Source organism: Bradyrhizobium sp. USDA 376 (genome assembly GCF_054063675.1).
On the sequence record NZ_JBSSGN010000001.1, the window covers coordinates 4,187,927 to 4,213,863 of the forward strand.

Annotated in this window: 23 protein-coding genes and 1 pseudogene; 11 read left to right on the forward strand and 13 right to left on the reverse strand. The window is 65.2% G+C overall.

Translation table 11 applies throughout. From position 1 onward, the window contains the following. Positions 1 to 10: 10 nt before the first annotated feature. Positions 11 to 1,468 (reverse strand): glycogen synthase GlgA, encoded by a 1,458-nt coding sequence (gene glgA / locus ACVJ19_RS19650; RefSeq protein ID WP_453950657.1) that lies wholly within the window; start codon positions 1,466 to 1,468, stop codon positions 11 to 13. Continuing rightward, entirely contained in the window at positions 1,465 to 2,727 is a 1,263-nt protein-coding gene (glgC, locus tag ACVJ19_RS19655) for a glucose-1-phosphate adenylyltransferase (protein WP_453950658.1), read from the reverse strand. Before glgC ends, glgA begins: the two co-directional genes overlap by 4 nt. Positions 2,728 to 3,046: 319 nt before the next feature. Here glgC and ACVJ19_RS19660 point away from each other — a divergent pair, with 319 nt between their 5' ends. After that, positions 3,047 to 3,502, forward strand: coding sequence for a hypothetical protein (locus tag ACVJ19_RS19660; RefSeq protein WP_456739415.1), 456 nt, complete (start codon positions 3,047 to 3,049; stop codon positions 3,500 to 3,502). 126 nt (positions 3,503 to 3,628) lie between these two features. Here ACVJ19_RS19660 and ACVJ19_RS19665 read toward each other — a convergent pair whose 3' ends face one another. Then, complete coding sequence (locus ACVJ19_RS19665; RefSeq protein WP_453950659.1) at positions 3,629 to 4,609, reverse strand: ABC transporter substrate-binding protein; 981 nt, start codon at positions 4,607 to 4,609, stop codon at positions 3,629 to 3,631. A 475-nt stretch (positions 4,610 to 5,084) separates the two neighbouring features. Between ACVJ19_RS19665 and ACVJ19_RS19670 the strand changes: the two genes are divergently transcribed. The 9 genes and pseudogenes from ACVJ19_RS19670 to ACVJ19_RS19710 all read left to right on the forward strand — a co-directional run bounded on the left by ACVJ19_RS19670 (position 5,085) and on the right by ACVJ19_RS19710 (position 14,015). Further along, the gene (locus tag ACVJ19_RS19670) at positions 5,085 to 6,185 is read left to right on the forward strand and encodes an ABC transporter substrate-binding protein (protein ID WP_453950660.1); all 1,101 of its coding nucleotides are present in this window, start codon (positions 5,085 to 5,087) and stop codon (positions 6,183 to 6,185) included. Continuing rightward, a complete protein-coding gene (locus tag ACVJ19_RS19675) occupies positions 6,163 to 7,185 on the forward strand; it encodes an ABC transporter permease (protein ID WP_453950661.1) in 1,023 nt (340 codons plus the stop codon). The genes ACVJ19_RS19670 and ACVJ19_RS19675 overlap by 23 nt, the downstream gene beginning before the upstream one ends. Further along, complete coding sequence (locus ACVJ19_RS19680; protein ID WP_453950662.1) at positions 7,179 to 7,976, forward strand: ABC transporter ATP-binding protein; 798 nt, start codon at positions 7,179 to 7,181, stop codon at positions 7,974 to 7,976. Before ACVJ19_RS19675 ends, ACVJ19_RS19680 begins: the two co-directional genes overlap by 7 nt. Next, complete coding sequence (locus tag ACVJ19_RS19685; protein WP_453950663.1) at positions 7,970 to 9,142, forward strand: acyl-CoA dehydrogenase family protein; 1,173 nt, start codon at positions 7,970 to 7,972, stop codon at positions 9,140 to 9,142. The genes ACVJ19_RS19680 and ACVJ19_RS19685 overlap by 7 nt, the downstream gene beginning before the upstream one ends. Before the next feature lie 29 nt (positions 9,143 to 9,171). Further along, positions 9,172 to 10,271 (forward strand): annotated as a pseudogene (locus ACVJ19_RS19690) (LLM class flavin-dependent oxidoreductase). Beyond that, on the forward strand, positions 10,268 to 11,206 hold the full coding sequence (locus ACVJ19_RS19695; protein WP_453950664.1) for an ABC transporter substrate-binding protein: 939 nt from the start codon (positions 10,268 to 10,270) through the stop codon (positions 11,204 to 11,206). The pseudogene ACVJ19_RS19690 and the gene ACVJ19_RS19695 overlap by 4 nt, the downstream one beginning before the upstream one ends. 331 nt (positions 11,207 to 11,537) lie before the next feature. Next, a complete protein-coding gene (locus tag ACVJ19_RS19700) occupies positions 11,538 to 12,383 on the forward strand; it encodes a CmcJ/NvfI family oxidoreductase (protein ID WP_453950665.1) in 846 nt (281 codons plus the stop codon). A gap of 104 nt (positions 12,384 to 12,487) precedes the next feature. Then, positions 12,488 to 12,802 (forward strand): septal ring lytic transglycosylase RlpA family protein, encoded by a 315-nt coding sequence (locus tag ACVJ19_RS19705; RefSeq protein ID WP_453950666.1) that lies wholly within the window; start codon positions 12,488 to 12,490, stop codon positions 12,800 to 12,802. Between the two features lie 43 nt (positions 12,803 to 12,845). Further along, positions 12,846 to 14,015 (forward strand): Gfo/Idh/MocA family protein, encoded by a 1,170-nt coding sequence (locus ACVJ19_RS19710; RefSeq protein ID WP_453950667.1) that lies wholly within the window; start codon positions 12,846 to 12,848, stop codon positions 14,013 to 14,015. A gap of 179 nt (positions 14,016 to 14,194) precedes the next feature. On the opposite strand, the gene ACVJ19_RS19715 is transcribed toward ACVJ19_RS19710, so the two are convergent. From ACVJ19_RS19715 to ACVJ19_RS19760, 10 genes are all read right to left on the reverse strand, one after another. After that, complete coding sequence (locus ACVJ19_RS19715; RefSeq protein ID WP_453950668.1) at positions 14,195 to 15,505, reverse strand: ABC transporter substrate-binding protein; 1,311 nt, start codon at positions 15,503 to 15,505, stop codon at positions 14,195 to 14,197. Positions 15,506 to 15,695: 190 nt separating this feature from the next. Further along, on the reverse strand, positions 15,696 to 16,934 hold the full coding sequence (locus ACVJ19_RS19720; RefSeq protein ID WP_453950669.1) for an ABC transporter substrate-binding protein: 1,239 nt from the start codon (positions 16,932 to 16,934) through the stop codon (positions 15,696 to 15,698). A 39-nt stretch (positions 16,935 to 16,973) separates the two neighbouring features. Beyond that, positions 16,974 to 18,455: an ATP-binding cassette domain-containing protein gene (locus ACVJ19_RS19725; RefSeq protein ID WP_453950670.1), complete on the reverse strand. Its 1,482-nt coding sequence runs from the start codon at positions 18,453 to 18,455 to the stop codon at positions 16,974 to 16,976. After that, complete coding sequence (locus ACVJ19_RS19730) at positions 18,455 to 19,381, reverse strand: branched-chain amino acid ABC transporter permease (RefSeq protein ID WP_453950671.1); 927 nt, start codon at positions 19,379 to 19,381, stop codon at positions 18,455 to 18,457. The genes ACVJ19_RS19725 and ACVJ19_RS19730 overlap by 1 nt, the downstream gene beginning before the upstream one ends. A gap of 1 nt (position 19,382) precedes the next feature. Then, positions 19,383 to 20,258, reverse strand: a complete 876-nt coding sequence (locus ACVJ19_RS19735) for a branched-chain amino acid ABC transporter permease (RefSeq protein WP_453950672.1) — start codon at positions 20,256 to 20,258, stop codon at positions 19,383 to 19,385. A 98-nt stretch (positions 20,259 to 20,356) separates the two neighbouring features. After that, positions 20,357 to 20,479 carry a hypothetical protein gene (locus ACVJ19_RS19740; RefSeq protein ID WP_453950673.1) on the reverse strand — a complete coding sequence of 41 codons (123 nt, stop codon included), beginning with the start codon at positions 20,477 to 20,479 and terminating at the stop codon, positions 20,357 to 20,359. A gap of 253 nt (positions 20,480 to 20,732) precedes the next feature. Beyond that, positions 20,733 to 21,830 carry an NAD(P)/FAD-dependent oxidoreductase gene (locus tag ACVJ19_RS19745; protein WP_453950674.1) on the reverse strand — a complete coding sequence of 366 codons (1,098 nt, stop codon included), beginning with the start codon at positions 21,828 to 21,830 and terminating at the stop codon, positions 20,733 to 20,735. Between the two features lie 58 nt (positions 21,831 to 21,888). Further along, positions 21,889 to 23,010, reverse strand: a complete 1,122-nt coding sequence (locus ACVJ19_RS19750) for a D-alanine--D-alanine ligase family protein (protein ID WP_453950675.1) — start codon at positions 23,008 to 23,010, stop codon at positions 21,889 to 21,891. A gap of 60 nt (positions 23,011 to 23,070) precedes the next feature. Further along, entirely contained in the window at positions 23,071 to 23,712 is a 642-nt protein-coding gene (locus tag ACVJ19_RS19755; RefSeq protein WP_453950676.1) for a glutathione S-transferase family protein, read from the reverse strand. Between the two features lie 107 nt (positions 23,713 to 23,819). Continuing rightward, the gene (locus tag ACVJ19_RS19760; RefSeq protein ID WP_453950677.1) at positions 23,820 to 25,052 is read right to left on the reverse strand and encodes an SMP-30/gluconolactonase/LRE family protein; all 1,233 of its coding nucleotides are present in this window, start codon (positions 25,050 to 25,052) and stop codon (positions 23,820 to 23,822) included. 276 nt (positions 25,053 to 25,328) lie between these two features. Between ACVJ19_RS19760 and ACVJ19_RS19765 the strand changes: the two genes are divergently transcribed. After that, positions 25,329 to 25,592, forward strand: a complete 264-nt coding sequence (locus ACVJ19_RS19765) for a hypothetical protein (protein ID WP_453950678.1) — start codon at positions 25,329 to 25,331, stop codon at positions 25,590 to 25,592. The last annotated feature ends 345 nt before the right edge of the window (positions 25,593 to 25,937 follow it).

A 25,937-nucleotide genomic window follows, 5' to 3' on the forward strand; every position in this document is an offset into this window, starting at 1 on the left:
CCTTGCCGCCTCAAGCGCGGGCCGCCATGAGGCCGCGGTACAGCGCGGCATAGTCGCCGGCGCGGTTGCGCCAGGAGACGTCGGTCGCAAGCCCGCTTCGTTGCAGCCGCCGCCAGGTCGGCTTGTCGTGGAAGGCGGTGTTGGCCTTGCGCAGTGTGCCGGCGAGGGCATCCGCGGTGACGGGGCCGAACTTGAAGCCGGTCGCATCGCGCCCCGATCTGTCGGCTTCGCCGATATCGACGATGGTATCCTCGAGGCCGCCGACGCGCGACACGATGGGCACGGCGCCATAGCGCAGCGCGCAGAGCTGGGTCAGGCCGCACGGCTCGAACCGCGACGGCACCAGAAGCGCGTCCGAGCCGGCCTGGATCAGATGCGCCAAAATCTCGTCATAGCCGATCACGACGCCGATCCGGCCGGGATTGGCGCGGGCGGCGGCCTGATAGCGGTCCTGCAGATCGCGGTCGCCGCTGCCGAGAAGCGCGAGCTGCATGCCTTCGCGCAAGATGGTCGGAATGGCTTCGAGCAGGAGATCGAGCCCTTTCTGCCAGGACAGCCGGCTGATGACGCCGAGCAGCGGCGCTTCGTCCGAGGAATCGAGATTGAACTGTTGCTGCAGCACCGCCTTGTTCGCGGCCCGGAACGTCAGGTCCTCCGCGCCGAACCGATAGGCGATGTGCGCGTCGGTTTGCGGATTCCACACCTCGGTGTCGATGCCGTTGAGGATGCCGCTCAATGCGGCCGCGCGGGCGCGCAAGAGGCCGCCGAGCCCCATGCCGCCCTCGTCACTCTGAATCTCATGGGCATAGGTCGGCGACACCGTGGTGATGCGATCGGCGAATTGCAGGCCGGCCTTGAGAAAGCTGATGCCGCCGAAATATTCGAGGCCGTTGACGTCGAACGACGACTCCCAGGGCAGGCCGATCGCGCCGATCAGCTCGCGCCCGAACTTGCCCTGATAGGCCATGTTGTGGATGGTCATCACGGTGCCCGGGCGCGGACGGTTGTCATAGTGGAGGTAGGCCGGCGCGAGCCCTGCCTGCCAGTCGTGGGCGTGTACGATGTCGGGGACGAATGCCGGCGCGAGGCCGTGGCCGATATCAGCCGCCACGCGCGACAGCGCGGCAAAGCGCACGCCGTTGTCCGGCCAGTCGACGCCTTCAGCGGTGACGTAAGGATTGCCCGGCCGCGCATAGAGATGTGGCACGTCGAGCACGAACAGGTCGAGCCCGTCATGGGAGCCGGCGAGCAGCCGGCCCGGCCCGCCGAAATAATCCGGCCAGCGCCGGATCTCCTCTGCGCCGGACGCCAGCCGCATCACGTCGGGATAGCCCGGCATCAAGGTGCGCATCTCGACGCCATGCGCCTTCAGCGCAATCGGCAGCGCGCCGGCGACATCTGCGAGGCCGCCGGTCTTGACGATGGGGTAGACTTCAGAGGCGACCGCGAGGACGCGAACAGGCGTCATGTATTGAGCCTGTCGATCATCGGCTGGGTGATCAGCGAGATGCCCTGCTCGGTGGTGCGGAAACGCTTGGCATCGAACTCGGGATCTTCGCCGATGACGAGACCCTCGGGGATCTCGACGCCACGGTCGATCACGACGTTCTTTAAGCGTGCGCCGCGCCCGACATTGACATAGGGCATGATCACGGCGTTCTCGACATTGGCATAGGAGTTGATGCGCACGCCGGTGAACAGCAGCGAGCGGCGCAGCGAGGCGCCGGAGATGATGCAGCCGCCCGAGACCAGCGAGCTCACGGCCTGGCCGCGCCGGCTCTCCTCGTCGTGGACGAACTTCGCCGGCGGCGTGATCTCCGCATAGGACCAGATCGGCCAGGCGCGGTCGAACAGGTCGAGCTCGGGCACCACGTCGGTGAGGTCGATATTGGCGGCCCAATAGGCGTCGACCGTGCCGACGTCGCGCCAATAGGCGCCGTTGTGGCTGCCGGAGCGGACGCACGAGGTCGAGAACTGGTGTGCGATGGCGCGGCCGTTCTTGACGATATAGGGAATGATGTCCTTGCCGAAATCGTGGTTCGAGTTCGGGTCTTCGGCGTCGCGCTTGAGCTGGTCGAACAGGAATTTCGCGTCGAACACGTAGATGCCCATGCTGGCGAGCGAGACGTCCGGCTTGCCCGGCATCGGCGGCGGATCTTTCGGCTTCTCCAGGAATTGCTGGATCCAGCCGTTCTCGTTGATGTGCATGATGCCGAAACCGGAGGATTCCTCCCGCGGCATCTCCAGGCAGCCGACGGTGACGTCGGCGCCGCTCTCGACGTGCTGGCGCAGCATCACCTCGTAATCCATCTTGTAGATGTGGTCGCCGGCCAGCACGACGATGAAGCGGCACGCGTGCGACTCGATGATGTCGATGTTCTGGTAAATCGCATCCGCCGTGCCGACATACCACATGTTCTCGGAGACGCGCTGGCTCGCGGGCAGGATGTCGAAGCTTTCGTTGCGCTCGGGCCGGAAGAAATTCCAGCCCATCTGGAGATGGCGGATCAGGCTGTGCGCCTTGTACTGGGTGGCGACCGCGATGCGGCGGATGCCGGAATTCACCGCGTTCGACAGCGCGAAATCGATGATGCGGGACTTGCCGCCGAAATAGACCGCGGGCTTGGCACGCCGATCGGTCAGTTCCAGCAACCGGCTGCCGCGTCCACCAGCCAGGACGAACGCCAGCGCCTGACGCGCGAGCGGCTCATTACCCACGGCACTCATGCAATCCTCCCCACACCTCTGGCGCGTCGCGGGCTGCGTCCCGGCCGCGCACCATTGGAACCGATAGTAACGGTACGAATAGTAAATCAGGAAGATGGTTGTTGGTTGCGAACGCGCGGGAAGCTTAATGCTTTGCCGTGGCCGCCGGGACCCGGCGCCGTTGTATCGGTGTCATATCGGCGATCCCCGACCAAAATTGAGGCATGCACCCGCTCTTGTGCGCCGCACGCAAAATCGAGGCTTTGACTTGGCGCAACGATGCCCGATCATAGGCCTGCGATCCTTTTTCCAAGCGAAACGTCAGACAGGGAGCAAGACGATGAGGATCTGGACAACGGCAATTGCCTGTTCACTGGCGGGCGCGGTCATGGTCGGCCAAATCGGGCAGGCCGCAGCAGCCCCGCTGCCGACCAATGTCGGAGCCATGAAGGCGGCAGTCGGCGATGATGTCACGCAGGTCTATTGGCGCGGCCGCGGCTGGGGTGGCGGCTGGGGCTGGGGTCTCGGCGGCCTCGCGGCCGGCGCGATCATCGGCGGCGCCATCGCCGCTGGCGCGCCTTACGGCTACTACGGCGGCGGACCGTATTATGGCGGCTATGGATATCCGGGCTACGGCTATGGCTATGCGCCGGCCTATTATGGTTACGGCTATGGACCGGGCTACGGCTATGGCGGCTACTACGCGCGTCCCCGCTATTATGGCTATCGGGTCTATCGTCCGTATTATGGCCCTCGCTACGGCTACTACCGGCCCTATTACCGCGGATATTGGTGAGCGCCTCGTGGAGCTAAAGCGAGAGCCACACGATCAAGCTCATGCAGGCGAAATGCGTGAGCACGATCGCGGCGAGATGCAGCGGGCCGGCCTTGAGGCGAGGCCTGTGCATCCCGCCGCTCCGCGCTAGTTGGATCCCGCAGCAGCGGCGGTGAAGCTGCGGTCGACGGCTTTGCCGACGTCGAGCGTCTTCGGCAGGATGCCATAGCGCGTCGAGCGATCCGAGGCGGCCTGGATCTCCTTCACCACGTTCTCGTCGATCACGATCGGACTGGTGCGCTGCGCGGTGTAGGCCGACAGCAGCACGTCCTCCGGCAGTTTTGTGAGTTCGGCCGTGTTCCTTGCGTATTCGGCAATGTGTTCGAGCGACCAGAGTCGCGCCTTGTTCAGCCGCTGCACCAGGTCCTGCACCGCGGCGCGCTTGGTGGCGATGGCGTTGTCGGAGGCGACGATGAAGGTGATGGTCGGCGTCAGGCCTTCGCCGTCGGCGATCACGCGGGCCTTGTCCTTCAAGGTCGCGAACGAGACGTAGGGCTCCCACACCGCCCAGGCGTCGATCGAGCCTGCGACGAGCGCGATCTTGGCATCGACCGGGCCGAGTGGCGCGAAGGTCGCATCCTCCAGCTTGATCTGTGCCTTCTCCAGCGTCGCGTCGATCAGGAACTGGCCCCAGCCGCCGCGCGTGCCGGCGAGACGCTTGCCCCTAAGGTCGGCGGCCGATTTGATCGGCGAATCCTGGCGCACGAGGATCGCCTGCGTCTTCGCATCCGACCGCGTGCCGCCGATCGCCTTGATCGGCGCGCCCGCCGCATAGACCGAGAGGAAGGAGAGGTCGCCGGTGTAGCCGACATCGAGCGCGCCGGCGTTGAGAGCCTCGAGGATCGGCGCCGCCGCGGGGAATTCCGACCATTCGATCTTGTAGGGCAGGTCCTTCGCATAGCCGGAGATTTCCAGCAGCGAGCGGTTGCCGCCTTTCTGGTCGCCGACGCGCAGCACGACGGTGTCGGCCGCGAGTGATGCAGCGGCGGTCGACAGGGTGATGGCGGCGGCCAGCAGCGAGGCCGCGAGCCGGCGCGTGATGGAATGGTCTTGGGAGTTGATGCTCATGTGATCTGTCTTGTTGCCTGGCTCACGACATGTGAGCGAGTGATGCAGCGAGACAATCAAGTCTATGACGGCGCCGTGCGCAGTCAATGAAATGGCTATCCGTATTGCGCACGCGTTCGGCAAGGACGTTTCAGCGCAGCGCTGCTTTCGAGAACGCGTGGCGTATGCGAGCGGAGATGCGCAGGAACAATGCCGGCGAGGGAGTCGCAGCGCATCCCTGCAGGATGATGCTTCGACGAAAATCGTTTCATCGCAGTTCCGCGCACTGGTGGAGAGATTGACTTTCCTTCGCGCCACATTCGAAATTCCATTTCATTGACGATGCGGCGACTGCGCCGCATGATTTGCGCATCGCATCAACGCGGCGCTGGAAGCGCCGACGAAGAATATTCTCTCAACGCAGCTCCCGACGGAACATGCGCAGCGCGAAGCGCTGCGCGAATGGCGGAGTTGTGCCAACTCAGGAGCGGGGCTGATGGACAACGACAAGCGCGGCGGATCGGGCCTTGACCGGCGTCATTTGCTGCAGGCGGGGTTAGCTGCGGCGTTCGCCGCGCCGCTTGGCGCCTTTGGTGCAGCTCAGGCCTTTGCGCCGCGCGCCATCGCGCCAGGCGTCGACTTATCGGAGTTTCCGCTGTGCCGCACGGCCTCCGACGCGCCCGCGCTCACCGGCGCGCCGCGCAAGCTGAAGCTGTCGTGGAATGCCGGCGCGGTGTGCCTCGCCCCGGTGCCGGTCGCCATCGAACACGGCTTCTTCCAGAAGCACAATCTCGACATCGAGCTCATCAATTATTCCGGCTCGACCGATCAGCTGCTCGAAGCGATCGCGACCGGAAAGAGCGATGCCGGGCTCGGCATGGCGCTGCGCTGGCTGAAGCCGCTGGAGCAGGGCTTTGACGTCAAGATCGCCGCCGGCACCCATGGCGGCTGCATGCGCGTGCTCACTCGGACTGATTCCGGCGTGAACAAGCTCGCCGACCTCAAGGGCAAGATCGTCGCGGTCGGCGACCTCGGCGGCCCCGACAAGAACTTCTTCTCCGTTCAGCTCGCCAAGCTCGGGATCGATCCGAACAAGGATGTCGACTGGCGCGCCTATCCCGGCAACCTGCTCAACGTTGCCGTCGAGAAGGGCGAGGTGCAGGCCTTCCTGTCGTCCGATCCGCTGGGCTATCTCTGGCTGAAGGACACCCAGTACAAGGAAGTCGCTTCCAATCTCGACGGCGAATATCGCGACAAGAGCTGCTGCATCCTCGGTCTGCGCGGCAGCCTGGTGCGCGAAGAGCCGCAGGTCGCGCGCGCCCTCACGCAGGCGCTGCTCGATGCCGCGATGTTCACCGCGCAGAATCCGTCCGTGACGGCGAAGTCGTTCCAGCCTTACGCGCCGAAGACGGCATCGCTCGCCGATATCGAGGGCATGGTGCGCTACCACACCCATCATCACCATCCCGTCGGCGACGTGCTCAAGCGCGAGCTCAAGGCTTATGCCGACGACCTGAAGAGCGTGCAGGTCTTCAAGCAGAGCACCGACACCGCCAAATTCGCGGAGCGCATCTATGTCGACGTATTCGCTGTCTGACGGCCTCGCCTCCGGCGCGCCGCGGGTCTCGCGCGCGCCGCTGCTGGCGACCTGGATCCGGGAATCCGGCGTCGGCGTGCTCGCCTGCGTCGCCTGGATCGCCTTCGGCCTGTCCTGCCTGTGGTGGGAGGATGTCGGCGACTGGTCGCGCACGCATTCGCTCGGCATTGCCGCCTTTGTCATTGCGGCGATCGCGCTGTTCGGAACCGTCGGCGCCGATTATCTCGGCTCGGCGGGTAAGGCGCTGCACAAGCGTGCGCCCTGGCTGGTCGCGCTCGGCGCGTTCCTGACGGTGTGGGAGGTTGCGACCGCGAAATTCGCCTGGCTGCCGCTGCCGTTCTTCCCGCCGCCGCAGTCGATCATCGAGGTCTATACCGATGATCTGCCAAAGCTGTTCGACAGCGTCTTTGCCTCGGTCAAGCTCCAGCTCGGCGGCTATCTGATCGGTGCGACGATCGGCTTCCTGACCGGCGTCTCGATCGGCTGGTCGCGCGCCGTCGGCTATTGGGTGCATCCGGTGCTGCGCTTCATCGGCCCACTGCCGGCGACCGCCTGGCTGCCGATTGCCTTCTTCACGTTTCCCTCGAGCTGGAGCGCCTCGACCTTCCTGATCGCACTGGCGACGGGCTTTCCGGTGACCGTGCTGACCTGGTCGGGCGTCGCGAGCGTCAGCAACGCCTATTACGACGTCGCGCGCACGCTGGGCGCCAAGCCATCCTTCCTGGTGCTGAAGGTCGCGATCCCCGCGGCATTGCCGCACGTCTTCGTCGGCCTGTTCATGGGGCTTGGCTCGTCCTTCGCCGTACTGGTCGTCGCCGAGATGATCGGCGTCAAGGCTGGTCTCGGCTGGTACCTGCAATGGGCGCAGGGCTGGGCCGCCTACGCCAACATGTATGCGGCGCTGATCGTGATGTCGCTGCTCTGCTCCGGCGCGATTACGCTGTTGTTTGCGATCCGCGACCGCCTGCTGGTCTGGCAGAAGGGGACCGTCAAATGGTAGCCGCAGCTCTCGCCGAAGCGATCACGCATCCCGCTGCCGGCGCCGCGCTCGACATCGAGCAGGTCAGCCACGCCTTCGACATCGACGGCACCGAACTGCCTGTTCTCAGCGACGTCAGCATCTCGGTCGAGCCCGGCGAATTCGTCGCGCTGCTCGGCCCGTCCGGCTGCGGCAAGTCGACCTTGCTGCGGCTCGTTGCCGGCCTCGACAAGCCCAAGGCAGGCAGGCTGCGGGAGGACGAGGAGCGCATCAGAAATCCGCATCCCTCGCGCGTCGTCGTGTTCCAGGATCCGACCCTATTTCCCTGGCGGTCGGTCTGGGACAACGTCGCCCTGGGCCTCGAGGCCCAGGGCATTTTGAAAAACCAGCGGCAGCGCGTGGATGACGCGCTCGATCTGGTCGGGCTGTCGTCCTTCCGCAAGGCCTATCCGCACCAGCTCTCCGGCGGCATGGCACAGCGCGTCGCGCTGGCGCGGGCACTGGTCAACGATCCCAAGATCCTGATCCTCGACGAGCCGCTCGGAAAACTGGACTCGCTGACCCGCATCACCATGCAGGCCGAGCTCGTCTCGCTCTGGCAGCGCAAGGGCTTTACCACGCTGCTGGTGACACACGATGCCGAGGAGGCGCTGGTGCTCGCCAACCGCGTCATCGTGTTCAGCGATCGTCCCGCGCGCGTGAAGGCCGACATCCGCGTCGACCGTCCGTATCCGCGCCATCGCGGCGATCCGTACCTTGCGGATTTGCGCCGCCAGATTCTCGGCCTCCTGGGATTAGATGCCACATGGTGACTTCTGTAGCCAAAGGGCGCACGGCCCATAGCGAACCCGATTACATCGCGCGCGCCGAGGCGCTGGCCGAGGTCTTCGCCGTGCGTGCGGCCGAACATGACCGCACCGGCAGTTTCCCCTTCGAGAATTTTCGCGATCTGTCCGAGGCGGGGCTGCTGTCGCTGACGGTGCCGGCAGCCCATGGCGGGGCCGGGGCGGGCGCACGGTACACCGCGCGCGTCATCGGCATCATCGGCAAGGCCGATCCGTCGACCGCGCTGGTGTTGTCGATGCACTACATCAATCATCTCGTCATGGCGCGCAGCCCGAGCTGGCCGGCGCGGCATTCGCGCAAGCTCGCGCGCGAGAGCGTCGAAGGCCTCGCGCTCGTCAACGCGTTGCGGGTCGAGCCGGAGCTCGGATCGCCGTCGCGCGGCGGCCTGCCGGCGACGATCGCGCGGCGCACCGAAACCGGCTGGCGCCTCACCGGCCACAAGATCTATTCGACGGGCTCGCCGATCCTGAAATGGTATCTGGTCTGGGCGCGGACCGACGAAGCCGAGCCGCGGGTCGGACAATTTCTGGTACCGGCGGGCCTGCCGGGCACGCGCATCGTCGAGACCTGGGACCATCACGGCCTGCGCGCCAGCGGCAGCCACGACGTCATCTTCGATGACGTCGTGATCCCGCTCGATGCCGAGGTCGATGTGCGCAAGCCCGCGGAGTGGCGTACGCTCGACGTCACGCAGGCGACCGTCCACACGGTCTTCGTCGCCGCGATCTATGACGGCGTTGCCCGTGCCGCGCGCGACTGGCTGATCTCGTTCCTGAAACAGCGCGTGCCCGCCAGCCTCGGCGCGCCGCTGGCGACCTTAGCCCGTGCGCAGGAGATCCTCGGCGCCATCGAGGCGCGGCTCGCGGTCAATGCGCGGTTGATCGCGTCCTTTGCCGGCGACTTCGACGACGGTGTCGCGCTCTCCGGCGCCGAGTCCAACGTGATCAAGCTGACCGTCACCAACAACGCCGTGGCCGTCGTCGAGGACGCGCTGTCGCTCACCGGAAATCATGGCCTGTCCCGCACCAATCCGCTGGAGCGGCACTATCGCGATGTCCTGTGCGGCCGCGTGCACACGCCGCAGGACGATGCCACGCGCGTCGGCCTCGGCCGCGCCGCATTGGGCCTCTAGCTTTTCCGGAAATAATCAGGGAGACGATCATGTCGATCGAGTTCATCGGCTTCATCAGCAACAACAATTCGTCCGAGACCGTCGTGCGCGAGGGGCCGGTTCTCAACCCGACCCACATCGAGACGGTGGCGAAGGCGCATGAAAATGCCGGGTTCGATCGGGCGCTGCTGGCGTTCCACTCGACGTCGCCGGACGCGCTCCAGGTCGCCCAGCACGTTCTGAACCATACCAACCGCCTCAACGTGCTGATCGCGCAGGGCCCGGTTTCACCGCACCGACATTGCTGGCGCGGCAGTTCGCGGTGCTCGACCAGTTTTCCCGCGGCAGGGTCGCCCTGCATGTCATCACCGGCGGCAACGCCACCGAGCTCCGGCAGGACGGCAATACGCTCGACGACAAGGACGAGCGCTATGCCCGCACCTCCGAGTTCCTAGATATCCTCAAGCTGGAATGGACCAGCGACAAGCCATTCACCTACAAGGGCAAGTACTACCAGGTCGAGAACGCCTTCTCGCAGGTGAAGCCGTATCGCCCCGCAGGCATCCGCGTCTATTTCGGCGGCGCTTCGGATGCGGCGATCGACGTCGCCGGCAAGCACGCCGACACCTTTGCGCTGTGGGGCGAATCCTACGCGCAGGTGCGCGATGTGACCTCGCGCGTCCATAACGCAGCCGTGAGGCAGGGGCGGCCGACGCCGCGCTTCAGCCTGTCGGTGCGGCCGATCATCGCCCCGACCGAAAAGCAGGCCTGGGAAAAGGCGGAGGAAATCCTGGCGCGCGCCACTGCGCTGCAGGACAAGACGGGGTATCGCAAGCCCGCCGACGGCCATGCCACCGCCGGCGCGCGGCGCCTGCTCTCGCTCGCCGACCAGGGCAGCCGGATCGACAAGCGGCTCTGGACCGAGATCGCGAAGCTCACCGGCGCCAACAGCAACACCACCGCACTGGTCGGTACTCCCGAGCAGGTCGCCGAAGTCTTCGGTGACTATTACGACCTCGGCATCAGCCATTTCCTGATCCGCGGCTTCGATCCGCTGATCGACGCCATCGAATACGGCCGCGAGTTGATCCCGCTGACGCGCGAGCTGGTTGCCAAGCGCCAGGTGGTTCGCGGCGAGGCGGCGGAATGATCCGCCTCATGCTGGCCGGCGCCCTGCTGTTCGGTTCATTCGAGCTGGCGGCGGCGCAAACCACCTTGCGCGTCGGGGACCAGAAGGGCAATGCGCAGGCCGTGATGGAAGCGGCCGGCGTGCTCAAGGACGTCCCCTACAAGATCGAATGGAAAGAGTTTCCGGCGGCCGCGCCGCTCCTGGAAGCGCTCAGCGCCGGCGCAATCGAGACCGGTCTCGTCGGGGACGCGCCCTTCACCTTTGCCGCTGCCTCCGGCGCGCCGGTGAAGGCGATCGCCGCCATCCGGCAGACGCGCGAGGGGCTCGCGATCCTCGTGCCGGAAACTTCGCCGATCAAGAATTTTGCCGATCTCCGCGGCAAGAAGATCGCGACGGGCCGCGGCTCGATCGGCCATCAACTGATCCTCGCCGCGCTGGAGAAGAACGGCTGGAGTGCGAGCGACGTACAGATCGCGTTCCTGGCACCGTCGGACGCCAAGATCGCCTACACCCAAGGATCGGTCGATGCGTGGTCGACCTGGGAGCCCTATGTCAGCCAGGAGGAGGTGCTGTTCAAGTCGCGCCGCATCATCACCTCCGAAGGCCTGACACCGGGCCTGAGCTTCCAGGTGGCGCGGCCCGAGGCTATCAGGGACAAGCGCGCCGAGCTGACCGACTTCATCCGTCGCCTCACCGCGGCGCGGGCGTGGTCGCTGAACAATGTCGACAGCTACGCCGCGACCTGGGGCAGGCTGATGAACATCCCGACCGCCGTGCCGCAGAACTGGCTGTCGCGCGCGAAGATCCGCATCACACCGATCGACGACGGCGTGATCGCGGACGAGCAGAGCACGATCGACCTTTATTTCCGCTGGGGTCTGATCAAACAGAAGCTCGATGCCGCCGAGATCGTCGACCGCTCGTTTGCGGATGCGATCGCGAAGGCGGGGTTGTAGCCAACGCACACACTCGTGTCCCGGACGCGCTGCAGCGTGAAACGCTGCTGCGCAGAGCCGGGACCCACGTCACACGGATTGCCTCGGTTGGATGGGCCCCGGCTCTGCAGCGCACCACTTCGTGATGCGCTGCGTCCGGGGCACGAGACTTCGCCAACACTCAAGCATCCGTGAGACGAGAACGGCGTTTCCATAATACTCGCATTGCTCGACGTTTTCCTTCTTCGTTCCTCACCGCTGACAACACCCTCATTGCTATTTGCACCGCCTCCCTTGCGCTGCATCGCCCGCCGTCAAAAATCAATCCGACGACCACATCGGGAGACCGGCCATGGGCCTGCAAGAAACAAAAATCGAATCGCTTCCCTTCGTCACCGCCGAACTGAACTATCTCGCGCCGACATCGGCCAAGCCGCGCACCTACGCCTTCGATCCGCCGCCGGGCGAGCCGAAGAGCACGTCGCTGCCGGAGCCGCACCAGGTGCCTATCTTCGATGCGCGGCTGATCGCGGACAACTTTTCGCTCGATCGCGAGGGCTTTGCGCTGGTGCGTCACCCGACGCAGGTGAAGGATTTTTACAACGACGAGGAAATCCGCAGCGTCTACTATCCCGCGGTCGAGGCGTTCCTGCGTGCCACGCTGAAGGCTGACCGCGTCGTCATCTTCGACCACACCGTACGCAAGCGTGTCGAAGGTGCGCCAGATATCCGCGACGGCGGCCCGCGTCAGCCCGCGACGCGCGTCCATGTCGATCAGACCGCGGTCTCCGGTGCCAACCGCGTGCGTGAGCATCTAGCCGACGAGGCCGAGGAACTGCTCAAGGGGCGCGTGCAGGTGATCAATCTGTGGCGGCCGATCCGCGGCCCCTTGCGCGATTCACCGCTGGCCATGGCCGACGGCACGACCGTGGCGCCAGAGGATCTCGTCGCCTCCGACCTGATCTATCCGAACCGCCGCGGCGAGACCTATTCGGTGAAATACAATCCGAACCACCGCTGGTTCTATTTCCCGGAGATGACGCCGGACGAGGCGCTGCTGCTGAAGTGCTACGATTCCGCAACCGACGGCCGCACCCGCTTCGGGCCGCATACCGCGTTCGTCGATCCGACCACGCCTGTAGACGCGGCGCCCCGCGAAAGCATCGAGGTCCGCACGCTGGTGTTCCACAGGCAGTAACAAAGTGTGATGGCCCTGCCGGGCATTTCCCGGCAGGGTTCCCGGAACCTGAGGGAACAAGCGACGTTTGCAGCGCCGGGTAGGGCCAACCCGGGAGCGGTGCCGTGCGCGCGCAGACGACCCTATTGCTTGGTCTCGTGACTTCATCCCTTGCATTTATGTCCGTTGCAAAAGCCGAAAGCGGGCTTGCCTCCTATTACGGATATGGAAAGGCCGGCAGAGGCGGCGAATTGACCTGCGCCCACCGCACCCGCCCGTTTGGCAGCGTGCTCAGGGTGTCCTACAGCGGGCGGACGATCCAGTGCCGTGTCAACGATCGCGGCCCGTTCATCCGCGGCCGTATCGTCGATCTCTCGGTGCCGGCCGCCCGCGCGCTCGGCATGATGAGCGCCGGCGTGGTGCGCGTCTCGGTGGATTAGGCCTCCGGGCGCGCTATAGTGCCGCCCAAAGCAAGGGGGCGCTATGGCTGGGATCAGGGTGGGACTCGTCGGCTGCGGCTTCGTGTCGGAGCTGCACATGTATGCGTTCCGGCGCGTCTATGGCGTGGACGTCGAGGTCGCGGCGGTCGCCGCGCGCGGTGACAAGGTCGTCGCGTTCGCCCGGCATCACAATATCCCGCGTGTTTATCGGAGCTTCGCCGAGCTGATCGCGGACGGCGAGCTCGATGTCATCGACATCTGCACGCCGCCGAACCTTCATGCGGAGATGATCATCGCCAGCATGCAGGCCGGCAAGCACGTGATCTGCGAAAAGCCCTTTGCGGGCTATTTCGGCCGGGAAGGCGACACGCGGCCGATCGGCAAGCATGTGCCGAAGGCGCTGATGTATGAGCGCGTGATCGAGGAGATGGACAGGACGCGGGCCGCGATCGAGCGGACCGGAAAGCTCTTCATGTATGCCGAGGACTGGATCTACGCGCCGGCGGTGACCAAGACCGCGGAGATCATCAGGGCGACCAAGGACAAGATCCTGTTCATGAAGGGCGAGGAGAGCCATTCCGGCTCGCACGCCGCGCATGCCGCGCAATGGGCGATGACCGGCGGCGGCTCGCTGATCCGCATGGGCTGCCACCCGCTTTCGGCCGTGCTCTATCTCAAGCAGGTCGAGGCCAGGGCACGCGGCGAGCGCATCCAAGTCGCCAGCGTCACCGGCGATGTCGGCAACGTCACCGCCGTGCTCAAGCCGGAGGAGCGCGCCTACATCAAGGCCAATCCCGTCGACGTCGAGGACTGGGGCACGCTCACCGCCACCTTCTCCGACGGCACCAAGGCGACCGTGTTCTCCGGCGACATGATCATGGGCGGCGTGCGCAATCTGATCGAGACCTACACGAGCGGCGGTTCGCTGTTCGCCAACATCACGCCGAACACGCATCTGATGAGCTACCAGACCAGCGAGGAGAAGCTCGCGAGCGTCTACATCACCGAAAAGGTCGATCGCAAGACCGGCTGGCAATATGTCTGCCTCGAGGAGGAATGGACGCGCGGCTATTTGCAGGAGATCCAGGATTTCATGGAATGCGCCGCGACCGGACGCCAGCCGCTGTCGGACCTCGCGCTGGCCTATGAGACGATCAAGGTGAACTACGCCGGCTATTGGGCGGCGGAGGAGGGGAGAAGGGTGGTGTTGTAGGAGGTCGTTGCCGCGACGGGACCGAGCTCCCTCGCCCCGCTTGCGGGGAGAGGGTTGGGGTGAGGGGGAGTCTCCGCGGGGACGGTGACAGAGGAGTTCGCGGAGAGTCCCCCTCACCCGGAATTTGCTGCGCAAATTCCGGCCTCTCCCCGCAAGCGGGGAGAGGCGAAGAAACCTCGCTACGTCCCGTAGGTCGAGCCTTTCGGCAACGGGAACACAGGGTCCTGCGTCTTGATGTTGGTCGGCCACACCACCGAGATGTGCTCGCCGGCGTTCTGCATCACCACCGGCGTCGAGCGTTCGTTCTGGCCGGAGAGCGGCGTGCCCGGCGGGAAGAATTTCACGCCATAGCCCTGGATGGTGCCGCCGGCGGGGATGTCGACGTCGAGCGCGGCCTTGCGGATCGCCTCTGGCTCGAAGCTGCCGTATTTCTCCTTGGCGACCGGCAGCACGTTGTTGAGCAGCACCCAGGTCTGATTGAAGCCCATCGAGCAGTGCGGCGGCACGTCGGTGGCGCCGGTCTTGGCCTTGTAGCGCGTCACCATCGCGTTGATCAGATCGCCGATACCTGGCGTGAGCTTTGCGGGATCGAGCAGCTGCGCCGGCACTGGATCGATGTTGCAGAAATTGTCGATGTCGGCGCCGAAGGTGGCGCGCAGCTTGTCGAGCTGGCTGTAGCCGGCGCCGGCCCCGAACAGCATCTTGAAGCGCAATCCGCTCTCGCGCGCCTGGCGCAGGAACAGGGTGATGTCGGGATTGTAGCCGGCATGCGAGATCACGTCGGCCTTGGCACGCTTGATTTTCGTGACCAGCACCGAGAGGTCGGGCGCGGCGGCCGAATAGCCCTCGCGCAGCACCACCTGGATGCCGGCCTGCTTGGCATAGGCCTCGTCGGCGGCGGCGACGCCGACGCCGTAGGGGCCGTCTTCGTGGATCAGCGCGACCTTGACGTCCTTGGGGTCCATGCCGAGCTTCGCCTGCGCATGTTCGGCGATGAAGCTCGCGAAGGCCTGGCCATACTGGTCCGAATGGATCTGCGCGCGAAACACGTATTGCAGGTTCTTGTCCTTGAACACGGCGGTCGAGACCGCAGTCGTGATCCAGAGGATCTTCTTCTGCTGCTCGACCTTGGCCGCGAGCGGCACCGCATGCGAGCTCGCATAGACGCCGTTGAGGATGTCGATCTTCTCCTGGCTGATCAGGCGTTCGGCCTCGTTGATCGCAACGTCGGGTTTGCTCTGGGAATCCGCGGCGACCGGAGCAATCTTGGTCTTGCCGCCGATACCGCCTTTCTCGTTGACGAGATCGATCGCGATCTGCGCGCCAATTGACGAGGCGACCGAGCCGCCAGCGGCGAACGGGCCGGTGAGGTCGTAGATCAGGCCGATCCGCAATGTCTCGGCTTGCGCCTGGGCGCGGGTCCAATCGAGGCTGAGTGTGGCGGCGGCAGCCGCCGTACCCTTCAGCAGCTGCCTGCGTGAAGTCGGCATCCTATCCTCCCTCAAAACCGTCTTATGATTGGTTGTTGTTTTTTGCGAAGTATTGGGAGGCGAGTGCGGAAAGTCAACATCGCCCAAGGTCGATGGGCGCCGGCGGCGGGCATAACGCAGCTGCGAAAGACAATGAAAAATGGCCCACCGCTCCCCGCGGAGCGATGGGCCCGATGTCGGCGCGGGCCGATTACTGCGACAGCTTCACGAAGTTCGGAAACTTCATCTTGCCTTCGGCGATCTTTTCCGGCCAGACCACGACCTGCTTACTGTCCTGCCACTGGAAGACGAGGCCGGTCACCGTGCCCGCGCCGGACTTGATGCCGTGGGTGAACTCGTCGTTCTTGCCGTAGAACTGGATCTGGCCGATCGTGCCCTCGTAGTCGGTCTTCTCGAGCTCTGCGACCATCTTGTCGGGATCGGTCGAGCCGGCGCGCTTGATCGCGTCGGTGATGATGTAGACCTCGTCATAGGCGGTGTAGCCGGTATAGGCCGGCGGCGTGCCGAACTTGGCCTTGAAGGCGGCCGCGAACGGTTTTGTCTTGGAGGTCACGGCGACATCCGGAGTGGCAACCGCCAGCGACGGCACGCCGTCGGCGGCGCCATTGGTGTCCTTCCAGAAGGTCGGGCTCAGCGCCTGCGCGCTGATGCCGAACATCGGGATCGGCACCTGCTGGTTCTTCCACTGCACTGTCGGCTGCACGCCGACATGCGAGATGCCGGTGACGATCACGTCGGGCTTCTTGCCCTCGATGTTGTTGAAGATCGGCGTGAAGTCGGTGGTGTCAGGCGAGAAGCGGACATGCTCGACCACTTTCAGCCCGGCCTTGGGCAGGCAGGCCTCGTAGCCGACGTCGAGCGGCTTGGTCCAGGCCGCGTCCTCGCTCATGATCGCGACGGTCTTGAACTTGAGCTTGTCGACCAGCAGGTCCTTGGCGGCATCGCAGACGAGCTGGGCCTGGGCGGCCGAGGTCAAATAGCCGTGGAAGGTGTACTTGTTCTTCTCATAGTCGTTGTGGATCGCCTTGGTGATCTCGTTCGAGGCCGCACCCGGCGTGATCAGCGGCATCTTCAGCCGCGCTGCCCAGGGCTCGAGCGCAAGTACGACCTCGGAGATGTAGCTCGCGATCACCGCGGACACCTTGTCCTCGCTCACCGCGCGCTGGAACGCACGCACGGAGTCGGCCGAGGAGCTCTTGTTGTCATAGGTGACGATCTCGACCTTGCGGCCGAGGATGCCGCCCCTGGCGTTGATCTCGTCGGCGGCGATCTGCGCGCCGCCCGGCGTCGCTGCGCCCGCGATCGACTGCACCTCGGCGATGACGCCGATCTTGATCGGGTCGTTCGACTGCGCGTAGGCGGGTGCGGCAAGGCAGAGCGCCAGCGCCGAGGCGAGGACGCTGCCGCTCAGGAAAGTCGATGGTCGCATGGTCGTTTCCTTTCTATGTTTTTTGTTGATGTCGAGGACTTAAAGAAAATCGGCGCCGGCTTCGCTTGCGAAGCGGCCGGGATCGCCCTCCCAGACGATCCTGGCGTGTTCGAGCACGTAGACGCGGTCGGCATGCGGTAGCGCGAAGGTCACGTTCTGCTCGCCGAGCAGCACAGTGATCGCGGTGGTCTGCCGCAGCCTGGTCAGCGCCTTGGACAATTGCTCGAGGATGACGGGGGCAAGGCCCAGCGTCGGCTCGTCCAGGATCAGGATCTGCGGCTGCATCATCAGCGCGCGGCCGATCGCGAGCATCTGCTGCTCGCCGCCTGATAGCGTCTGTGCCATCTGGCCCTGACGCTCTTTCAGGATCGGGAACAGCTCGAACAGCCAGGCGAGCTGCGCGGCGCGCTTGTCGTCCGCAAGGTGCTGGCCGCCGAGATCGAGGTTTTCCCGCACGCTCATCTCGCCGAACAGCTCGCGCGACTCCGGGCATTGCACGAGGCCGCTGCGCGCGATCTTCGCCGGACTGGTGCCGCGCAGCTTGTCGCCACCACGGACGATCTCGCCGCTATAGGGCAGGAAGCCGGAGATGGTGTTGAACAGCGTGGTCTTGCCCGCGCCGTTCAGACCGACCACGGAGACAAACTCGCCCTCATGGACGTGGATCGACACGTTCTCCAGCGCCTGCGCCTTGCCATAGAACACGCTGACATTCTCGACCTGGAGCAGCGGCACCTTATCCCTGAAGCTGGTCTCGGGCCGGGCATGGGTCTCGATCGCGCCGCCGAGATAGACCCGGCGCACGGTCTCGTTTCGCATGACGTCCTCGGCCTTGCCGGTGACGATCTCCTCGCCGAGATACATCGCGAGCACGCGGTCGACGAGGGCGGCGACGCTCTTGACGTTGTGGTCGACCAGCATGACCGCGCGGCCGTCGTCGCGGAAGCTGCGGATCAGGTCGGAGAAGATGTCGACCTCGGCCCGTGTCAGCCCGGCGAAGGGCTCGTCGACCAGCACGACCTTGGGGTCGCGGGCGATGGCTTTCGCAAGCTCGAGCCTTCGCAGGTCGGCGAAGGGCAGCGTCGGCGGCCGGCGGTTCATGACGTTGCCTAAGCCCACGCGCTCGGCGATCCATTTGGCACGCTCGACCAGCGCCTTGTCCGGAAACAACATGAACAGGCTGTCCGGCAAGAGCGCCACCATGATGTTCTCCAGCACGGTCTGCCGGTTCAGCGGCCGCGAGTGCTGAAACACCATGCCAAAGCCCTTGCGCGCGATCTTGTGCGCGGGCAGGCCGGCGACGTCCTCGCCCTCGAAGATCACCTCGCCCGAGGTCGGGCGCTCGATCCCCATCACGCTCTTCATCGCGGTCGACTTGCCGGACCCGTTCGGCCCGATCAGGCCAAAGATCTCGCCGCTGTTGACCTCGAAGCCGAGATTCTTCACCGCCGTCAGTCCGCCGAAGCGCTTGGTCAGGCCGCGGACTTCGAGCACGGCCCGGTTTGAAAGCCTCATATCCATCACGAGCGAGCCTCGCGCGAGAGGGCCGCCCCTAAGAAGCCGCCGGGGAAGAACAGCACGACGAGAAGCGCGACCGCCGAGACGATGAAGGTGGCGAGCTCGCCGGTGGGCCGCAGGAACTCGCCGGCGACGATCAGGAAGATTGCGCCCAGCGCCGCGCCGAGCACGGTGCGCCGGCCGCCGAGCACGGCTGAGACGATCACGTTGACGCCGACCGCGACATCGACGACGGTGCCGACCGAGGCGGTGCCGAAGTAGAACACCAGGAGCGCCCCTGACAGCCCCGAGAAGAACGCAGAGACGATGAAGGCGGCGAGCTTGTGCTTGACGATGTTGAAGCCGAGCGCGCCGGCCTGTACCGGATCCTGGCCGCTCGCCTGCAGCACGAGTCCAACAGGCGATTGCGACAGGCCGTAGAGGATCGCTGCCGAGATCGTCATGAAGCCGAGCGCGATCCAGTAATTGGTGCCGGCATCGATGCTGATGACGTCGGGGATGGTGAGCCCGATCTCGCCGCCGGTGAGGTCGGCGAACACGACGATGAAATTCTGCAGCATCAAGACCGCGACCAGCGTGGTCAGGCCGAAATATGGCCCTCGCACGCGCAAGGCCGGCAGCGCCAGCACGAGCCCGGCGATGACCGAGGCGAGCGCGCCGAGGACGATGCAAGGGTAAACCGACCAGCCGAACTGGGCGTTGAGAATGCCGGCGGTGTAGGCGCCGACGCCGATCAGGAAGGTCGGCCCGAAATTCACTTCGCCGGCGAAGCCGAACAGCAAGTCCCAGGCCATCGCGAACACGCCGAAATAGAAGGCGACGGTGAGCAGGCCGAGCACATAGCCGGAGACATAGAGCGGCAGCGTCGCTGCGATCACGACCAGCGCCAGCGAGATGAAGAACAATCGCGAGGTGAAGAAGTTCGACATCTCAGCGCCTCCCCAGAAGGCCCTGGGGCCGGATGTACATCACGAACACGAGCAGCAAGAGCGCCGGAATGGTGCGGTAGGCCGGCGAGACCAGGTAAGCCGTCAGCGTTTCGAGATAGCCGACCACGAAGGCCGCAATCAGCGAGCCGGAGACACTCCCGAGGCCGCCGAGCACGACGATCGAGAACGCGCTCGCGGTCAGCGGTCCCACGCTGTAGGAGCTGACGCCAAGGAACATGCCGAGCAGCACGCCGGCGATGCCAGCGAGGATGCCGTAGATCGCCCACACCACGATGTAGATGTTGGTGAGCTCGAGTCCGAGCAGCGTCACGCCGCGCGGGTTCATCGAGGCCGCCAGCACCGCCTTGCCGGTGCGGGTGCGGTTCACCAGCAGCCACAGCAGCGCGATCACGAGGCAGCAGACGATCGCCGTGAAAAACTCGTTGCGCGGGGTGCGCACGCCGAGGATCTCGACCACGCCCTCGACGATCGGCAGCACGGTCTTGGCGTTGTTGGTGAAGAAATAGGCGATCAGCTCCTGGATCATGATGCCCCAGAGCAGCGTGCCCGTGAGGACGAAGATCTCCTTCTCCTCGTTCGGGATGCGCCGGGAATCCTGGATCGGCTTCACCACCGCGAAATAGGTCGCAAACGCGGTGAGGAGGGCGACACCGACCCCGATCAGCGCGCCGGCATAGGTGCCGACCCCGAGGATGCTCGCGGCGGCCCAGGCGGCGACGGCTGCCGCCACCATGATGGCTCCGTGAGAGAGGTTGAGGACGCCCGAGACGCCGAAGATCAGCGTGAAGCCGGTGGCACCGAGGGCGTAGAGAGCGCTGATGGCAAAGCCATCGATCAAGATCTGGAAAGCTCGCATGTATGATTAGCCGGGCAGACGAGCTGCCTCCTTGAGGGACGGTGCTGTATGGAGCGCGTGTGAATGCTTCCGGGCTCATGCCCGGAGAGCAGTCCCGATCAGCCTGTGATGGGTTTGATGAGGCTCGGAAGCCGGATGCCGGCCTTCGCAACGTCCTTCGGCACGCCGGTCGCGGCCGTGTCGCACGCGATACGCATCGCAACAGAGAGTCGTTTCTTCATCTTGTTCTTCTCCCTTTGAACAGGCCTCTTGTGAGCCATTGTGTCGCGACTATACCGGCCGAGACTTTCTCGGCAAGTGAAACTGCGTTCAGGATTGTGAGAGAGGACTAAAGTCTATCGCTGGTAAATTGCAGGCAAAAGAGGCGCGAGACACTGATCGTGCGCAGGCATGCAGATTCCGTCGGCGGGCATGCGTGAGTATCAAAGGCTGAGAGCAATCGGCGGTTGACGAGCCGCGATGTCGTCGAGCGCTTCAGCGTGCTTGCAGCAGCGATGGATCGAGCGCTGTCAGCCGGGCGGGATCGAAGGGCGACAGGTCAATCTCGCGCGCTGCGCCTTCGGCGATCAGCTCTGCCAGCGCTTCCCCGGTGGCGGGTGCATTGAGGATGCCCCAGACATTGTGTCCGGTCGCAACATAGACGCCTTCGCTGTACGGGACCTTGCCGATCAGCGGCAAGCCGTCCTGCGTCACCGGACGGAAACAGGCCTGCCGCGCGATGATCCTTTCGGGACGGAACAGCGGTGACAGCCGCTCGGACATGCTTTGCAGCCGCGCGATCGCATCAACGTCCGGCGTCACGGCGGCAGGATCGAGCGGCAGCGGTGCGATGTCGGAAAGGGCCGTGATGTGTGTGCTGCCATCGGCGCGCGGGAAGACCTCGATCGAGACCGCACTGCCGTCGTCCTCATACTCCAGGAACAGCGCTTCGGCCGGCACGTCGGAGGCGGTGTCGTAGACGATGCTCGGGCTGCGCTGGCCGTAGACGGCCGGCAAGCTCATCCATTGCGCCGCGAGCAGCGACCACGGCCCCATCGCGATTACGACGGCATCAGCCGCGACGACGCGACCTTCGACCTCGACACCCGTCGCACGATCGCCATCGCGCACGATGCCGGTGACGCGGCCAGGACGAAGCTCCGCGCCGAGCGCGAGCGCGGCGTCCATCACGGCCGACGTGAACTTGCGGGGATGGACGATCGCAGTCGTCTTCGCCGTGCCGATGCGCTGCGCGACGAGGACACTGTTGCTGAGCCAGCCAAGCGCGGATGGTGCATCCCTGTGCGCGGTACCGTCGGAAGCAACGAAGCCGCTATAGGCGGTCATCGGCCGGTAGCCCCAATCGCCCGCGATCTCGCCGGGCAGTTGCGCGTGAAGCGCAAAGCTGCGCCGCGCGAGCGCATCGAGCGGCGTGCCGGCACACCAATCGCGTGCCAGGAAGCCGCCGGCCTTGCCGGAGGCAGCAGCGGCGACCTCGGTTCGCTCCACGACGGTCACGTCGATGCCGCGGCGGCGCAGGAAATAAGCCGTGCAGGCCCCGATCACGCCGCCGCCGCAGATCACAACGCGCATGGTGTCTTCCTTGACTCGCGTCAATTCCTAGGGCGCTTTGCTCCCGAGCGGAAACAACCTAGCTCGCGTAGCCCCGTTCCAGCGATTGACGCTGCCGGTGCCGGTCCAGCGCCAGCTCGACGAGGCGCGTCAGCAGCTCGCCATAGGGGACGCCCGAGGCTTCCATCATCTTCGGATACATGCTGATCGAGGTGAAGCCGGGCAGGGTATTGATCTCGTTGAAGCAGAACTCTCCGCCTTGCCGGTCGAGGAAAAAGTCGACGCGTGCGAAGCCGCTGCATTCGAGCGCCGCGAACACCCGCGTCGCCAGCGACCGAACGCGCTCCATCTGTGCCGCGTCGAGCTGAGCCGGAAGGTCGACCCGGGCGCCGTCGGGATCGAGATACTTGGCCTCGTATGAATAGAACTCGTGGTGGGCATTGGGATTCAGCTCGCTGGCGAGGCTCGCGAACAGCGTCTCGCCTTCGAGCACCGCGACCTCGATCTCGCGCGCGTCGATGCCCTGTTCGACCAGCACCTTGATATCGTAACGGAACGCATCATCGAGGGCGGCTCCGAGCGCCTCCCAGGTCTTCACCTTGTGAATGCCGACACTGGAGCCCATGTTGCACGGTTTGACGAACACCGGCAGGCTCAGTCCCTCGACCGCTTTCGCAAGAGACGCGGACCGGTCGTGAACGAAGGCCTTGCGGGTGAGCACGCGATAGGGCGCGACCGGAATGCCGGCGAATTCAGCGAGCCGCTTGGCGACGTCCTTGTCCATGCTGACGGCGGAGGCGAGAACGCCGGATCCGACATAGGCGACGTCGGCCAATTCCAAGAGACCCTGCACGGTGCCGTCCTCGCAAAGCGGCCCGTGGATGACCGGAAAGACGACGTCGATCTCGAGCGGGTCCATTGTCCCTGCGGAAATCGGCATGAGAGCGACGCGTCCATCAGGTTCTCTGGCGAGCCGTATCTCCGGCGCGTCGGGCAGGATCGGCAAAGACACCGCATGCGCCTGATCGAGCGAGCGAAGGTCATTCCATTGCCACCGACCCTCCTTGTCGATGGAGACCGGGATCACCTCGAAGCGGGTGCGGTCGAGATGCCTGAACACCGAGGCCGCCGATTTCAGCGAAACCTCATGCTCACCGGACCTGCCGCCGTAGAGAACAACGACGCGAATTTTGTCTGCCATGGCTCAATTATCACGCGCTCGGTCCGGAAGTCACGTGCTGCCTGCGGAAGACCAGGGCGACTACAATCCCGGTGATCTCGCCGCCCAAGCCTTGGTGGCCTGGCAGCTTTCCATCGCTCGGCCGTAGGCAGGGCGCGCCGTCGTGCGAGCGAGATAGTCCCGCTCGATAGAACCGGGGACGTAGTTGCCAGTTCGCAGGCCGAGCAGGAGGGCGTAGCTCACCGAGATATCGGCAGCAGTGAATCGGTCGCCGGCGAGATAGGGAGAATCCGCGAGGCGGCGGATAACCAACCCCAGCCGGCTCTCGAAGGTCTCGAGTGCCCAGCAGGTAACCCGGGCATCTCGCTCGGCTTCGGGCGCCAGTTGGCGACCGACAATGACAGCGTTCATCGGCCCGGCGAGCCCGGCCTCGCCCAAGTGGAGAAATTGCAGATAGGAAGCGAAGGCGGGATCGTCCGGGGCGACGGCAAGCGAACCTGAGCCGTGGCGGGCGAGCAGGTACTCAAGAATCGCGATCGACTCGACCATGATCGTCTCGCCGTCCTGCAGTGCGGGAATGAAGCCGGCGGGGTTGATCGCGAGGAAATCGCGATCCTTCTCGGCTGCCAGCAGATCGACCGGCCGCAGCCGATAAGCCAACCCTAATTCCTCAAGCAGCCAAACAACACGGAAGCCACGACCTTCGCCATAGACGGTGAGCATAGTTAAGCGTTCCTGGATTGGGCTAGATACACTAACTTGAGAGATGTCTTCATATTTGAGGCGCCAGCGGGGTGCGCTGACGCCTCGCCGCATTCAGCTTGTATCGTTCAGCCCGGCCCCGCGCCCTGCGTCGCCGTGTAGACCGCATAGAGCGACTGGCTGGCGGCCATGAACAGGCGGTTGCGCTTGGGGCCGCCGAAGCAGACGTTGCCGCAGACTTCCGGCAGGCGGATGCGGCCGAGCAGCTTGCCCTCCGGCGACCACACCGTCACGCCGCTGTAGCCGACGGCGCGGCCGGCATTGCTGGAAGCCCAGAGATTGCCGTTGACGTCGCAGCGCAGGCCGTCGGGCCCGCACTTCACCCCGTCGATCACGCAATCGCTGAACTTCTTGAGATTGGAGAGCTTGTTGTCGGTGCCGACGTCGAACACGAAGATCTCGCCCTTGCCGCCGGGGCCGGTGTCGCCCGGTCCCTTGCCGGTCGAGGCGATGTAGAGCTTCTTGTAGTCGGGTGAGAAGCACAGGCCGTTTGGATCAGGCACTTGGTCCTCGGTGACGACGAGATCGATGCGGCCGGAGGGATCGATGCGGTAGCAGTTGGTCGGCAGTTCGCGCTTGCCCGGCACGAAGCCGGCCGGCTGTCCGATCCGCGGATTGAGCTTGCCGCCCGCATTGCTCGGGCCGCCTGCGACGTCGGGCTCGCCTTCATAGAGCTGGCCGCCATAGGGCGGATCGGTGAACCAGTAGCTGCCGTCGGGATGCGCCGCGATGTCGTTCGGCGAGTTCAGCCGCTTGCCCTGATAGGAATCCGCCAGCACCGTGGCGGTGCCGTCATGCTCGTAGCGCGTCACGCGGCGCGTCAGGTGCTCGCAGGAGAGCTGGCGGCCCTGGAAGTCGAAGGAGTTGCCGTTGGAATTGTTGGAGGGCGTGCGAAACACGCTGACGCGGCCGTCGTCCTCGGTCCAGCGCATTTGCCGGTTGTTGGGAATGTCGCTCCAGAGCAGATACCGTCCCTGTGCGCTCCAGGCCGGGCCCTCGGCCCACAACAGGCCGGTATAGAGGCGCTTGATCGCGGTGTTGGGCTGCGCGAGATCGTTGAAGGATGGATCGACCGCGATGATGTCGGGGTCCCAGAAATAGGTCGTCGGCGCGCCGTTGGGGCCGAAATCGCGCGGCGGCGTCGTGATCGTCGTCGGCGGTGCGACGGGCCCGGTCTGGGCCAGCGCGGGGCCGGCCATTGTGGCCGCGGCGCCGAGCGCCAGTCCCCGGACAAGTGTTCGTCGTGAAAGCGCAGCATCGTGCGCACGCTGCTCCTGCTCAGGAGCCTCCTGGCGTGTCATCGCGTCCTCCCGGTTGTGTTCGGCTGGCCGGTTGATCCGGCCCAGCGGGGCGAAGGTTAGTCCGGTCCGCGTCCGGTTGCGAGGGGCAGGTTCGCAGCCTCCGCGCGATGCCGCGAGATCGCCGCAACATTGCCGCATTGCGGCTGCGCGTGGTGCAGGGCGACAATTGGTCCCGCCCTCGCGCGGTTAACAGGGGCCGGTTTTGAGGCCTGTCAAGCCTTGACCTCGCGCGCGATGCTGGCAGAACGGTGCGCGGGGCAATTTCCGGAGTTCACTGTGTTAGCCGTTGTTGCACTGGTCATTGCGCTCGCCATCGCGTTCGCCGCGGGCTATTTCACCCGCGATCTCGCCTCCCGCAAACGCCGGGCGGAGGCGCGCCGCTGGCGCGAATACAGCGAGCCGGGCTGGCTGCGCGCCGCCGCCCCCGCCAACACCAACGAGGCTGCGAATTCCAACGCGCTTGCGAAGGTCGCCACCGGCGAACTTGGCCAGATGCTGGATCGCTGGGAGAGCAGGGCCCGCGCCCGCCGCGCGGGATAGCGACGTTGCGTCCGTAATTCGGATTGAGCGAAGCATGATCCGGGGCCTTTGCATCGCAAGGACGCGGAAGTTGCCGCGAAATGTCCTGCATCACCGTCACCCTGAGGTGCGCGTCCTGAGGCGCGACAGCGCCGTAGGACAAGCCTCGAAGGGCGACGGCCCGGATACATCCCGGCCGTTCATCCTTCGAGGCTCCCGGCGCGATGCTGATTGCATCGCGCCACTCGCACCTCAGGATGACGGGGCGGATAAGGACGCTTGCTGAGACGACGCGATCTGCGAGGGCGCGATCGGTCCCCAACCAGGTCAGTCTTCCTGACCATCTTTTGGCGTTGCAGTTGCGCC

Excerpts from the sequence above, each read along its gene's own strand:
- glgA (WP_453950657.1), bottom strand. The coding sequence starts at position 1,468 with ATGACGCCTGTTCGCGTCCTCGCGGTCGCCTCTGAAGTCTACCCCATC.
- glgC (WP_453950658.1), bottom strand. The coding sequence starts at position 2,727 with ATGAGTGCCGTGGGTAATGAGCCGCTCGCGCGTCAGGCGCTGGCGTTC.
- ACVJ19_RS19660 (WP_456739415.1), top strand. The coding sequence starts at position 3,047 with ATGAGGATCTGGACAACGGCAATTGCCTGTTCACTGGCGGGCGCGGTC.
- ACVJ19_RS19665 (WP_453950659.1), bottom strand. The coding sequence starts at position 4,609 with ATGAGCATCAACTCCCAAGACCATTCCATCACGCGCCGGCTCGCGGCC.
- ACVJ19_RS19670 (WP_453950660.1), top strand. The coding sequence starts at position 5,085 with ATGGACAACGACAAGCGCGGCGGATCGGGCCTTGACCGGCGTCATTTG.
- ACVJ19_RS19675 (WP_453950661.1), top strand. The coding sequence starts at position 6,163 with ATGTCGACGTATTCGCTGTCTGACGGCCTCGCCTCCGGCGCGCCGCGG.
- ACVJ19_RS19680 (WP_453950662.1), top strand. The coding sequence starts at position 7,179 with ATGGTAGCCGCAGCTCTCGCCGAAGCGATCACGCATCCCGCTGCCGGC.
- ACVJ19_RS19685 (WP_453950663.1), top strand. The coding sequence starts at position 7,970 with ATGGTGACTTCTGTAGCCAAAGGGCGCACGGCCCATAGCGAACCCGAT.
- ACVJ19_RS19695 (WP_453950664.1), top strand. The coding sequence starts at position 10,268 with ATGATCCGCCTCATGCTGGCCGGCGCCCTGCTGTTCGGTTCATTCGAG.
- ACVJ19_RS19700 (WP_453950665.1), top strand. The coding sequence starts at position 11,538 with ATGGGCCTGCAAGAAACAAAAATCGAATCGCTTCCCTTCGTCACCGCC.
- ACVJ19_RS19710 (WP_453950667.1), top strand. The coding sequence starts at position 12,846 with ATGGCTGGGATCAGGGTGGGACTCGTCGGCTGCGGCTTCGTGTCGGAG.
- ACVJ19_RS19715 (WP_453950668.1), bottom strand. The coding sequence starts at position 15,505 with ATGCCGACTTCACGCAGGCAGCTGCTGAAGGGTACGGCGGCTGCCGCC.
- ACVJ19_RS19720 (WP_453950669.1), bottom strand. The coding sequence starts at position 16,934 with ATGCGACCATCGACTTTCCTGAGCGGCAGCGTCCTCGCCTCGGCGCTG.
- ACVJ19_RS19725 (WP_453950670.1), bottom strand. The coding sequence starts at position 18,455 with ATGGATATGAGGCTTTCAAACCGGGCCGTGCTCGAAGTCCGCGGCCTG.
- ACVJ19_RS19730 (WP_453950671.1), bottom strand. The coding sequence starts at position 19,381 with ATGTCGAACTTCTTCACCTCGCGATTGTTCTTCATCTCGCTGGCGCTG.
- ACVJ19_RS19735 (WP_453950672.1), bottom strand. The coding sequence starts at position 20,258 with ATGCGAGCTTTCCAGATCTTGATCGATGGCTTTGCCATCAGCGCTCTC.
- ACVJ19_RS19740 (WP_453950673.1), bottom strand. The coding sequence starts at position 20,479 with ATGAAGAAACGACTCTCTGTTGCGATGCGTATCGCGTGCGACACGGCC.
- ACVJ19_RS19745 (WP_453950674.1), bottom strand. The coding sequence starts at position 21,830 with ATGCGCGTTGTGATCTGCGGCGGCGGCGTGATCGGGGCCTGCACGGCT.
- ACVJ19_RS19750 (WP_453950675.1), bottom strand. The coding sequence starts at position 23,010 with ATGGCAGACAAAATTCGCGTCGTTGTTCTCTACGGCGGCAGGTCCGGT.
- ACVJ19_RS19755 (WP_453950676.1), bottom strand. The coding sequence starts at position 23,712 with ATGCTCACCGTCTATGGCGAAGGTCGTGGCTTCCGTGTTGTTTGGCTG.
- ACVJ19_RS19760 (WP_453950677.1), bottom strand. The coding sequence starts at position 25,052 with ATGACACGCCAGGAGGCTCCTGAGCAGGAGCAGCGTGCGCACGATGCT.